Raw genomic sequence first — 11,996 nt, forward strand, 5'->3', positions numbered from 1 at the left:
CGCACTTCTTATCATCCCTTCAATTTTCGCCTCACCACCATTGAAGGGTTCACATGCATCAGGTCGTTCTCCGCCGTCTTCCGCTTGCCGTCGCCATCGGCGCGGCACTTGCCCTGTCCGCCTGCGGTGGTTCCGACCACCATGACGACGCCACTGCCGCCGATGTCGCCATCGTCATCCCGGCTGCGCCAGCTGACCAGGGCGCGGCCGACACGGCGCCGGTGCCGGCAGTGCTTGCCTTCGTCGACACGGCTGCCACCAACCAGCGCGGCGATGCCCGCTACGCCACGCTGGTTACGAACGCCGGCGTGCGCGTGCTGGGCGGCATGCTCGCCATCTGGAAGCCGGTAACCGAACTGGTCGATGCAGGTCAGACGGCCCCGGCCGTTGACGGCTTCCCGGCCGTGGCCGCATCGACCTGGACCGGCGTGCCGAACGACGGCACCAATGGCGGTACGATCGTCAACGCCGCCGTGCACAATGCCAACATCGACTACGTCGTCAAGGCCACTGCCAGCCGCACCTCGGAACAGGCTCTGCTGGCGTATCTGGACGACCGGCGCGGCAAGGGCTACAGCGTCACCGGCGGCATGGGCCCGCTGACCGACGCGTGGCGCAGCGCCTCGCGCGCAACCACCACCATCAACGACATGCCGGCGGATGCCACCAAGGTCAAGTACGAAGACGGCGGCAACAACAACGGCGTCGGCGGCGCCGCCAATGCCGAGTTCGGCAAAGTCGTCGACCTGGTCAATGCAATGGGCGGTAACGGCTCGACCGAACCGGCCAAGCGCTTCTACAAATACGCGCGCCCTTACCGCTGGAGCAGCGCGGTGCAGGTCGTGCCGCAACTCGAACCGGCCAAGAGCGCGACGCCGAACACCGACGGCGGCTTCACCAGCGGCCACTCGGCCGAAGCGGTACGCAACGCCGTCGCGATGGCTTATGTGCTGCCGGAGCGCTACCAGGAACTGGTCGGCCGTGGCCTCGAACTGGGCGAGAGCCGCATCTACGCCGGCATGCATTCGCCGCTGGACGTGATCAGCGGCCGCGTGCAGGCGCAAGCCGTCGCCGCTGCCAACCTGATCGCCGCCGGCGCCACCACGCGCGCCGCCGCCCGCGAGCAGGCCCAGACCACCTTGATGAAGCTGACCGGCACCACCGCCAGCACCTTCCCGAGCTACGCCATCTCGGGCACGCCGGCGAACGACCGCTTTGCCGACTACGCTGCCAGCCGCGCGAACTACCTGCGCCGCATGACCTTCGGCCTGCCGCTGATCGGCTCGACCACCGCGCCGGCCGTCGTGCCGAAAGGCGCCGAAGTGCTGCTGGAAACGCGCCTGCCGTACCTGACCGACGCGCAGCGCCGCGTGGTGCTGAAAACCACCGCAATCGGTTCCGGCTATCCAATCCTGGACGATGCTGAAGGCTGGGGCCGCCTGAATCTGTTTGCTGCGGCTGAAGGCTATGCAGTCTTTACCGGCAACGTCGTGCTGAACATGGATGCGAGCAAGGGTGGCTTTAACGCAGCAGACCGCTGGCGCAACGACATCACCGGCAGCGGCAAGCTGGTCAAGCAAGGTTCGGGCGCGTTGAAGCTGGGCGGCAAGAATGCCTGGACTGGCGGCACGCAAGTCGACGCTGGTAGCCTCGAAGCGCTGTCGACAACCGCCTTCGGCACGGGTGACGTATATGTCGCTGGCGGCGGCACCGTGATCAGCAACGCACCGGCCACGCTGGTCGTGGGCGGCAAATACACGCAGCTGACCGGCGCGACGCTGGAACTGCGCCTGGGCGCGGCCCAGGGCGGCCGCATGAGCGTGACCGGCGCGGCCACCATCGGCGGCGGTACCTTGCGCATCAAGTTCCAGGACGGCGTCAAGCCGGCCGTGGGCGACACGCTCACCGTCATCAGCGCGGCAAGCCTGAAGGGCAAGTTCAGCACCATCACGGTCGACGGCTTTACCGTGACGCCAACCTACACCGACACCGGCCTGCAACTGCGCCTGGGTTCGTAAGCGCAGCGCAGGTTCCACGAAAATGGGGCCGGGTTCGATGACGAACCCGGCCCCATTGTTTTGCCACGTTGCTGCTGCAGCTTATTCGTCGAACTCTTCGGCCAGATTCTTCCAGCCGCGGCTCTTGGCAAACGCGGAAAATTCTTCCGGTGCCTCGAGCACGATCAGACGGCTCTCTTGCAGGCCCGGGTCGCTGTGGCCGAAATCAGGCCCCACATACCCAAGCGTGCGCAGGCGCTCGACGAGTTGACGGACCAGGACGGTGTCCTTGTAGGCATCCGGGTCGAGCTTGGCAGCGAACTCCACGTACACATCGATGATCCCGTAACCCTCGTCGAAAATGCGGATCTCTTTGACGTCGAGGGTACGGCCGTTGCTGTCCTTGGCCTGGAAGGCGCCAGACAGTTCAATATCGGTATCAGTAGTCATGGCACAAGCATAGCACCGAGCCACAGGTTGCGTAGCGCGCCAACATCGCAAAACAAAAGCGGGGGTCAGGTCTGACATTCGGACACGGCCTCTGCACTGGCATCAGTTTTTTGATTTCCTGAAAGCGATAATTCCGGGTGGATCGATTAATACGGTGTCGGAATCTCGATGCGCCCGCTCGGTCAAGCAACTAGGGCTGAGGTCGTGTCCGAATGTCAGACCTGACCCCGGCTTTTGATGGCGGTTACACTTCCCATTGCAGCTTGAAGGTCAGCGAGCGGCTGCGCTCGTCTACCAGTGGGAGCTTGTCATCCACGATTCCCAGCGACACCGTGCGGCCGTGGCGCCACTGGTAGCGGTACAGCAGCGAGCGGTGTACCTGGCGGTCGTTCCATGCCTCGAGCTGCGTCACGCCATCGTCACGGCGCGCGGCCCAGGTGTTTTGTGCCAGCAGCCGCACCGAATCGCGCGGGCTGAAATGGACGATGGCCAGCGCGCGCCAGGCCGTGTCAGAGAATGCTGGCTGGCCCAGCGTGCCCTCCACCCAGGCGCGATTGACGTGGTTGTCGAGCTCCAGAGACCACCCGCGCGGCAAGGGAAAGCGCAGGCCGACGTCCAGGATCACGTTCCCGCCCGGTCCCACGCGGTCGGCATCGGCGTCCAGCTGGCGCCCGAGCGCCGCTTCCAGCGCGATCTTCGAAATCCACGGTGCGGGCGTCGTCTCGATGCCGACATTGATGACGCGCGTATCGTGCAGGCGCCCCAGCGGCCGTGCGCGCTGGCGGTCGAAGCCCAGCTCGGCCCACAGATTCGTGCGCCGGGTCGCGGCCAGCCAGACGCCGGGACGCAGCTTGCGCTCGACCGTCTCGCCCCCGGCCTGCCCCGTCACCCGATCGGCCAGCGTGCGCATCTCGTGCAGCACCAGGTAGGTCTCGAATTCGTACAGCGCGATCCCGCCGAACGCCTGCGGTCCCAGGATGCGGTTGATCGAGCCGGTGGCGCGGGCGATGCCCGCTTGCGGCACAAAACCGTTGTCGTTGACGAAGCCGGGCGCGATCGCTTCGACCTCGGCTTCGTACCACCAGCGTTCGGTCTTGTGCAGGGACTTGCCCCACAGGTAGCCACCCGAGCGCTCTGCCACCCGCGCCGGCACATCATCGTCGACAAAGCCCGCGGTCGTGCGCGATACCATCGCCACGCCGGACACTTGCTGCTGCTCGCCGTCATCCCCCTCGCCGCGCCACTGGGCATCGATGCCGACGACGTCGTTGCCGCCGAAACGGTGGTAGTCGCGCTGCGAGGCAAATGCGCCCAGCAACAAGCCCTCCCCGTGCCAGCGCGCGCGTACCAGGCTTGCGACCGTGCGCTTGGTCTGCCCGTATTCCAGCGTTTCGTACGGCTTGCCGCGCAGGATCAGGCCGCCCGGCTCGTCACGCAGGCTCATCGCCGTGGCGTCGGCCTGCGCCCCGCGCCAGGTCGCGCGCAGGCCGTATTCGGGATCGTTCACGGTGCGCGAATAAAAGGCCGGCAGGCTCAAGCCCAGCACGTCCGCGCTTTCCAGAAAGAAGCCGCGCTTCTCGGGCAGCGACAGCGCGATATTGCCGGCGCCCTGCGACACCGGCTCGTCGATCTCGACCTGCGAGTAATCGGGATTGATGGTGGCGTTGAAGACCCAGTCGGCGCGCGGACGGGCATTGATTTCCAGACCCAGTTCGGCCTGGCTGGCACGCGTGCGCGTCCCCGGCATGACAGCGCGTTCGCTGCGCACCGTCAGTTCCGGCCGCAGCTCGAGGAAGCTGCGGTCACGCACCGCTGCCACGGTGGCTTCCATGCCGTCGATCTCCTGCAGGAAGCTGAGGTGGCTGAGCGCATCGATCCGCCACGGCGCCGTCACCAGCAGCATGCCGTCGGCATGCGGGATGCTGCGCTCGACCATCAGGCGCCAGTTGCGGCCATCGGCGTACGGAAAGCGCAGGCTCGACAGCGGCCAGCGCACTTCCATGCTGTAGCCGTCAGGCAGGATCGTCACGGCCGTCTCGACCGGGAAATCCGGCCCCAGATCGGATTCGTCATCCTCGGCGCGGTGGATACCGTCGCTGACCACGCCGGTGGTGTTGATGCGCACGAACTGGGCATTGCGGCCATGGCCGGCCGGGTCGATCCAGATGCCGATGAAATCCTGGTCGACGCCGACCTTGTCGCGCCGCGCCAGCAGCCCCCGGCGCAGGTGCGGCGCGTCGTCCCAGGCGCGGATGCCGAACACCAGCGCACCGTCGTCGACCAGCACTTGCACGCTGGTCTTCAAGGCACCGGGCGCAGGCCCGCCGTCGCGCGGCTGGTGCTTGTGGAAGTCCTGGTAGACAGGCGCGCGGCGCCATGCGGAGTCATCCAGGGCGCCGTCGATCACGGGCGTGTCGCCCGCCGCGATGCGCAGCGCACGCAGGCCGGCGCCATGCGCATCGCACACATGCAGCGCAGCACAAAGCAACAGGCCGAGACAGGCGAACGAGGCGGGGGACATGCGCGGCACCGTAAAAATAAGCCGCTCAGTCTAGCATGCAGCTTGCCAAAGAGAACACTTTTTGGGCATGGCCGCCCCGTTCTGACTGGCCGCCGGCGCCGCTCAATTGTGGCAACTTGCCAATGCCGCTTCACCTTGCGTCGCATCCCGGATGGATCTGATGACGATTCGTCTGCTCACTCGTACTTGGCACTTGCTACCGGCCCGATTTGCGCTACCATCGAATGCATGTTGCATGGCCTGCACAGGCCGGCGCGATTCACGGCAGAGGCATGATGAGCTTGACGCAACCAGTATCCGATCCGTCCGCACCCACTCGCAGCGATGCCTTGTCGCTTGACCTGCTGCTGAGTAACTTGCCGGGCGCAGCGTACCGCTGTCGCAACGACAGCGAGTGGAGCATGGTGTTCATCAGTGACGGCATCGAAAAAGTGACCGGCTACTCGGCTGCAGCGTTCACCACCCAGCCAGGCCTGTCGTTTGCCAGCATCATCCTGCCCGAAGACCGCGACCAGATGCATGCGGCCGTGGCGATCGCTCTGGCCCAGAACCAGCCGTTCCAGGTGACGTACCGGATCCGCACTGCTGATGGCCGCATCCGGTGGATCTGGGAACAAGGGGCCCTGAACCGGCAGGCCGGGATGCTCGAAGGATTCCTGGCCGATTTCACACGGGTCAAGCATGCCGATCTGGTGATGCTCGAGCAGGCGTCGTTCCTGCAGCAGGCGCGCGACGCGATCATTGCGATGGACATGACCTCGCGCATCAGCTACTGGAACCATGGCGCCGAGCGCCTGTACGGCTGGCGCGCGCAAGAGGCGATGGGCAAGCGCTTTTGCGAGCTGCTGTGCGACGAACAGGCACACTACGAAACCGCCTTAGCGCACACGCTGGCCGACGGTGAATGGTCGGGCGAACTGGCCCACGTGCGGCGCGATGGCTCGAAGGTCGACACCGACACCCGCTGGACCTTGCTGGCGCCCGATGCCGTGCCGGGCGCATGCCAGAAGATCCTGGTGATCGGCACCGACATCAGCGAGCGCAAATCCAGCGAAGCGAAGATCTTCCGGCTGGCGTTCTTCGACCACCTCACCGACCTGCCCAACCGCGCCAACCTGCTCGACCAGTTGCGCCGCGCGCTGGTCGGCAGCGCCCGCAGCGGCAAGTGCGGTGCGCTGATGTTCTGCGACCTCGACAACTTCAAGTACCTCAACGACAGCCAGGGCCACGCCGCCGGCGACCTGCTGCTGCAGGCCGTGGCGCGCCGCCTCGAAGGCTGCGTGCGCGAAACCGACATGGTGGCGCGTCTGGGCGGCGACGAGTTCGTGGTGCTGATACGGCCCGTCGACGAGTCGCGCGCGGTGGCCGCAGCGCAGGCCGAGACCGTCGCCAAAAAGGTGGTTTCGGCGCTGGCGGCGCCGTTCCAGCTGGGCGAACTGCATTACACGCTGTCGGTCAGTGTCGGCGTGGTCACGCTGTGCGGCCTGCAAGACACGGTCGAATCGACCTTGCGTCAGGCCGACGCCGCGATGTACCAGGCCAAGGCCGCCGGGCGCAACACGTTTCGCTTTCACGACCCGGCCGCGCAGGCCGCATGGCTCGCCCGCGCCGAACTCGAAAGCGGCTTGCGCCGCGCGCTGCAGCGCCATGAATTCGTGCTGCACTACCAGCCGCAGCTCGACCGCTCGGGGCACGTGATCGGCGCCGAAGCGCTGCTGCGCTGGCGCCAGCCCGATGGCAAGGTCCTGCTGCCGCCCGACTTCATCCGCATCGCCGAAGAAAGCGGACTCATCATTGAGATCGGCGCCTGGGTCATGCGCACCGCCTGCCGCGAGCTGGCGCGCTGGCAGCGCCAGCCGGCGACGGCCGGCCTGACGCTGTCAGTCAACGTCAGCGCGCGCCAGTTCACCGAACCGGATTTCGTCGCGCTGCTGGAAACGATTTTTGCCGAAACCGGCGTGCAGCCGTCAGGGCTGCGCCTGGAGCTGACCGAAAGCCTGGTCGTGACCGATTTCACGCTGGCCGCGCAGACGATGAGCGCGCTCAAACAGCAGGGCCTCTCGTTTTCGCTGGACGACTTCGGCACCGGCTACTCGTCGCTGGCCTACCTGCGCAAGCTGCCGCTCGATCAGCTCAAGATCGACCGCTCGTTCATGCGCGACGTCCTGACCGACCAGAACGACGCCTCGATCGTGCGCTCGATCATCGCGCTGGGCGAGAGCCTTGGGCTGGAAGTGATGGCGGAGGGCGTCGAAACGGCGGGGCAGCGCCAGTTCCTGGCCGATGCCGGATGCCACCTCTACCAGGGTTTCCTGTACCAGCAGGCAGTGAGTGGCGAGACATTCACGCAGTACGTGACAGGCGTGCATTAAAAAAGCCCGCACACGGCGGGCTCTCGTCATGCGGCTTGCGCCGTGTTTAAAACTTGTAACCCACCGCCAGCACGATCGCCACCGGATCCAGTTTCATGAACTGGGTCTGGCCGGTCGAGAAGTGCACGTCGGTGCGCAGGCGCGTCTTGATGACCGTCGCATCGGCGAACCAGCGCTCGTCGAAGTTCATCGCGATACCGACTTGCGCGCTGTAGGTCAGCTTGTTGTCGATCTTGAACGTGGTTGGCACGTCGCTGCCCGGATTGGTGATCGAGGTCAGCTTGCCATTACCGCGTTCCTTCATGAAGTACGCGTAGGTCGGGCCCACGCCGATGAACGGACGGAAGGCCGCGGTCGGCGCGAAGAAACGGTACTGGAAGAACGCGGTCGGCGGCAGTGCCTCGACCGTGCCCACCGAACCCACGCCAGTGATCGCGCCCGCACCGTAGATCTGGTGCTTGTACGGCGTGCCGAGGGCGCCCTCGACCGACAGGTTGTCGGTGAAGCTGTACGACAGGATGACCACTGGCTGCATGTCGTTGCCGACGTCGGCCTTGGTGCCTGGCAGTGCCGGCGCGCTGATGTCGCCGCTTTCCACTTTCGGCATCAAACGGTTGAAACCGACCTTGGCGGTGATCTGGCCGGCCGATTGCGCCGACGCGCCGGTGGCAAACGCCAGTGCGGCAGCGACACCCGCAACCTTGGCGATACTGCTAAAACGAACTTTCATGACTTCTCCTGATAGATGTGTGAGGGCCCGCCGCCAGGGCAGGCCCGCCGCTCGTTGCTGAGAACCTGCTTACAGCCAGCCCTTGATAGCCATGTCCTTGAAGACGTAGCGGGCGATAAGGTCGTTCTCGAACGGGGTCGGATGGATCCCGTCGGCGAACATGTAGCGGCTCACATCACCTGCCACCGTGTTGTTGGCGGTGCAGATCAGCGAGGTCCCACCCAGCGCGTTGTTGGCACACGCCGGGGTGCTGGTGTTGGTCAAGCCATACGGGCCAGGATTTTTCACCTGATCGTTGCTGACCGAGTACAGATCGGAGTACAGCACGCGCGCATCGTCGGCGCCCAGGCCGGCCTTGAGCTGCGTGTTGAAGGCGTTGACCATTGCGGCGACCAGCGACTGGATCGCAGCCGGACGCGATTTCGCGGTCGGCGTGCTGGCCACGTCAGGCAGGTTGGCGACGATCACGTACTTCGCGCCCTTGGCCAGCAGTTCGTTCTTGACCAGGCCAGCCATCTGCGCACCGGCGGTACCCAGCGCCGTCACCATCGCGGTGGCGTTGGCGGTGGCGTAGGCGCCAGCGGCGGTGTTGCCGGCAGCGGTGCCGTCCGCTTGCGCGGCGGTCACGAGCGGACCGTACACAGCAGGTGCGGCAACAGCCGAATTGCCCGGCTGGGTGGCGGCAGCGCGCACGGCGGCAGCGACCAGCGTTGCATCGGTCTTGCCTGGGCGGGCATTCTCGGTGGCGATCGCGGCCAGGATTGCCTGGGTGGCGGCTTGCGGGTTGGTGGCGGTGGCGCCCAGGCGCGTGGCCAGGGCACCGGCGAAGGCTTGTGCACCGGCAGCGGTGCCGGCGCTGGTCACGGCTGCCAGTTGCATCAGCACGTCATTGCCGCCCGACAGGACCGTCACGAGCTCGGTGCCGGTGAACTTGTTGCCAGAGCGGGCCAGGTGGTTAGCGATCTGGGTGACCATCGGGGTGGTCATTTCGCCGATCGGCGAGCCGGTCGCAGCATTGCCCGGGCCGATCGGGTTGACCACGCGCGAACCGCCCTGGGCGTAGTTGAAGCAATTCGGGTTGTTGACGATCGGAACCGAGAAGCCAAGCGATGCGTCGCCTTGCAGGCCGGTCTGCGCAGCGCATGGCGCCGGCAGTTTCAGCTGGGCGGCCATGAAGTCGAGCCAGATCTTGCCGTTCAGGTCTTCGCTCTTGGCAGTGCTGTCACCATTGATGGTGAACTTGCCGCCGCCAGCCGCTGCCACGGCGCCGACACGGTAGGTGCCGACGTCAGACAGGCTGTCGCCGAACGAGACCTGGTTGGTGAACGTGACCTTGGTCGCCTGGTCGCCGCCCGCCGGGCTCGTGCCGCCGCCGCACGCGGTCAGCAGCGCTGCCGTCAGCACGGCCAGCGCAAAATTGGTTTGACGCATTGTGTCTCCTGAGTTGAATTTTTTCTAAACGAACGCTCGTGCTATTCGCCGCTTCATTACTATGCCAGCGTTCATTACCCATGTATAGCAAAATCCATTGCTTCAACAGTTGTTGCGATTCGCACCTATCAGAGTGGATGGGTCTGGCTGTTGGCGTCGGATTATAACCAGCATGTTCCCCGCAGAAAGTGGGGAATTTGTAACGGGGCGCGGTAACTTACGGTGTACTTACGCCCCGTCAATCGATTCGTTGATTTGAATTAAACGTTTGGTCGACTGTTGAGCAGTCCGTGGACGATGCCCGTCGATCCATGCGCAGCGCGGCGCAGGCGATCGTTGACGCCCAGCCACTCGCCCTGTTGCGGCGGGGACTCGACCAGGATGATGTCGGCGCCCTGCCCGTCCATCGCGCGCAATGCGGCGTACAGCGCGTGGGCGAAGCCTGCCGGCTGTGGCGGCAAGCGCTGCGCGGCGTGGGTTTCCGGCATCGTGCTGACGTGGATCAGTGCGACCTTGCGGCCAGCCGCGTGCAACTGGTCGATCGTTGCGAGCAGCACGGCGCGCTCCTGCATCGCGACCGGCGTGTGCGGCGCGTAATGCGATTCGAGCGTGCCCGAGGCGCGCGGCGCCGCCGCATCGGCTGCGCGCGGCAGGAGGTCGATCACGGCGGCGATCGCCTCGGCGCTGATGTGGCCGGGCCGCAACAGCACCGGGCCCAGCGTGGCCAGGCGCGACAGGTCGACAATGGTCGATTCGATGCCGACCTGCGATGGGCCGCCATCGAGCACCATCGCCACCGTGTCGTCCAGTTCGAATTCGTCGACAACGTGATCGGCCAGCGTCGGGCTGACATGCCCGAACTTGTTGGCCGACGGCGCGGCGATGCCGCCCTTGCCGCCCTTGAACGCGCGCAGCAGCGCCAGCGCTACCGGGTGCGCCGGGCAGCGCAGCCCGACCGTATCCTGGCCGCCACTGACGGCATCGGGAATGTTCGGTGCGCGCTTCAGGATCATCGTCAGCGGGCCGGGCCAGAAGGCCGCGGCCAGCGCGCCGGCTTCTGGCGGGATGTCGCAGGCCCAGTAGTCGAGCGGAGCTTCCGGCGCCAGGTGCACGATCACGGGATGGTCTTGCGGCCGGCCCTTGGCCGCGTAGATGGCGGCCACTGCGGCCGGATTCTCGGCGTCGGCGCCCAGGCCGTACACGGTCTCGGTCGGGAACGCGACCAGTTCGCCCGCTTCGAGCAGGCGGGCGGCGGTGTCGATGACCGACTGGTCGATCTGCAGGTCGGTCATGGTTACGCGTCGATGCCGAGGGTGGCGCAGGCGGCGCGCAGATTGGCCTGCGCTTCGTCCAGCGTGGGCGCGACGAAGGTCACGTGGCCCATCTTGCGGGCGCGGCGCGGGTCGTCCTTGCCGTACAGGTGCAGGTTGGCGCCCGGCAGCGCCAGCACGCGGTCCCAGGCCGGTTCGCGCGTGTTGTCAGTGTCACCGTCAAACCAGACGTCGCCCAGGATATTGAGCATGACGCTCGGCGAATGCTGGCGCACGTCGCCCAGCGGCAGGCGCGCCATCGCGCGTACCTGCTGCGCGAACTGGCTCGTGATGCAGGCATCGATCGTGTAGTGGCCGCTGTTGTGCGGGCGTGGTGCCATCTCGTTGACGACCAGCGTGCCGTCGTCGAGCACGAAGAACTCGATGCACAGCACACCGACGTAACCCAGCTGGTCAACGATGGCGCGCGCCGCATCCTGGGCCTGGCGGGCGCATTCGGGCGACACGTTCGGGCCCGGCACGGTGGTGGTAAACAGGATGCCGTCGCGATGCACGTTTTCGGCAATCGGATACACGACCGAGGCGCCGTCATGGCCGCGCGCGGTCAGCACCGACACTTCATAGGCCAGCGGCAGCATCTTTTCAAGCATGCAGGTCACGCCGTCCATATCGTCAAACGCCGCGCGCACATCGTCGCGCGTGCGCACGCGCACCTGGCCCTTGCCGTCGTAACCCATGCGCACGGTTTTCAAAATACCTGGCAGCAGGTCGTCACCGATGGCGTCGATGTCGGCGTGCGAGGCGATCGTCTTGTGCGGCGCCGGCATCACCTTCGAGGTTGGCGCGCACTCGACAAAGAAACGCTTTTCGGCGATGCGGTCCTGGGCGATCGACACGCACGATGCACCCGGTGCGACAAAGCTGCCTTCGGCCAGCAGTTGCAGGCTGTCGGCCGGCACGTTCTCGAACTCGGTCGTCACGGCGGCGCACAGCGTGCGCAGTTCGGCCAGCGCGGCCGCATCGGTGTACGCGCCTTCGATGGTGCGATCGGCAACCTGCCCGGCCGGGCAGTCGGCGCTCGGCTCGAGCACGGCGACCTGGTAGCCCATGCTTTGCGCGGCATGCGCGAACATGCGGCCAAGCTGGCCGCCGCCCATCACGCCGAGCCAGGTGGACGGATCGGCCGATGGAAGAATTGGAGAAGTCTGCTGCGCTTGGGTCATC

The 11,996-nt window shown here is 66.0% G+C and carries 8 protein-coding genes; 2 read left to right on the forward strand and 6 right to left on the reverse strand.

Translation table 11 applies throughout. From position 1 onward, the window contains the following. The first annotated feature begins 53 nt into the window (after positions 1 to 53). Positions 54 to 2,018 carry a phosphatase PAP2 family protein gene (locus AC56LY_RS17520; protein ID WP_499581588.1) on the forward strand — a complete coding sequence of 655 codons (1,965 nt, stop codon included), beginning with the start codon at positions 54 to 56 and terminating at the stop codon, positions 2,016 to 2,018. An 81-nt stretch (positions 2,019 to 2,099) separates the two neighbouring features. Here AC56LY_RS17520 and AC56LY_RS17525 read toward each other — a convergent pair whose 3' ends face one another. Both AC56LY_RS17525 and AC56LY_RS17530 read right to left on the reverse strand, forming a co-directional pair. Then, positions 2,100 to 2,447, reverse strand: coding sequence for a hypothetical protein (locus AC56LY_RS17525; protein WP_332532809.1), 348 nt, complete (start codon positions 2,445 to 2,447; stop codon positions 2,100 to 2,102). A 244-nt stretch (positions 2,448 to 2,691) separates the two neighbouring features. After that, the gene (locus AC56LY_RS17530; RefSeq protein WP_499581590.1) at positions 2,692 to 4,968 is read right to left on the reverse strand and encodes a DOMON domain-containing protein; all 2,277 of its coding nucleotides are present in this window, start codon (positions 4,966 to 4,968) and stop codon (positions 2,692 to 2,694) included. Between the two features lie 272 nt (positions 4,969 to 5,240). Here AC56LY_RS17530 and AC56LY_RS17535 point away from each other — a divergent pair, with 272 nt between their 5' ends. Next, positions 5,241 to 7,340: a putative bifunctional diguanylate cyclase/phosphodiesterase gene (locus tag AC56LY_RS17535; protein WP_499581592.1), complete on the forward strand. Its 2,100-nt coding sequence runs from the start codon at positions 5,241 to 5,243 to the stop codon at positions 7,338 to 7,340. A 46-nt stretch (positions 7,341 to 7,386) separates the two neighbouring features. Here AC56LY_RS17535 and AC56LY_RS17540 read toward each other — a convergent pair whose 3' ends face one another. The 4 genes from AC56LY_RS17540 to AC56LY_RS17555 form a co-directional block, all read right to left on the reverse strand. Further along, positions 7,387 to 8,070: an OmpW/AlkL family protein gene (locus AC56LY_RS17540; protein ID WP_499455764.1), complete on the reverse strand. Its 684-nt coding sequence runs from the start codon at positions 8,068 to 8,070 to the stop codon at positions 7,387 to 7,389. Between the two features lie 69 nt (positions 8,071 to 8,139). Then, positions 8,140 to 9,501, reverse strand: coding sequence for an SGNH/GDSL hydrolase family protein (locus AC56LY_RS17545; RefSeq protein WP_499581594.1), 1,362 nt, complete (start codon positions 9,499 to 9,501; stop codon positions 8,140 to 8,142). Between the two features lie 260 nt (positions 9,502 to 9,761). Beyond that, the gene (locus AC56LY_RS17550) at positions 9,762 to 10,793 is read right to left on the reverse strand and encodes an L-threonylcarbamoyladenylate synthase (protein WP_499581596.1); all 1,032 of its coding nucleotides are present in this window, start codon (positions 10,791 to 10,793) and stop codon (positions 9,762 to 9,764) included. 2 nt (positions 10,794 to 10,795) lie between these two features. Next, positions 10,796 to 11,995, reverse strand: coding sequence for a 5-(carboxyamino)imidazole ribonucleotide synthase (locus tag AC56LY_RS17555; protein ID WP_499581598.1), 1,200 nt, complete (start codon positions 11,993 to 11,995; stop codon positions 10,796 to 10,798). Between the last annotated feature and the right edge of the window lies 1 nt (position 11,996).

The organism is Telluria sp. ZT3P25 (genome assembly GCF_059685895.1).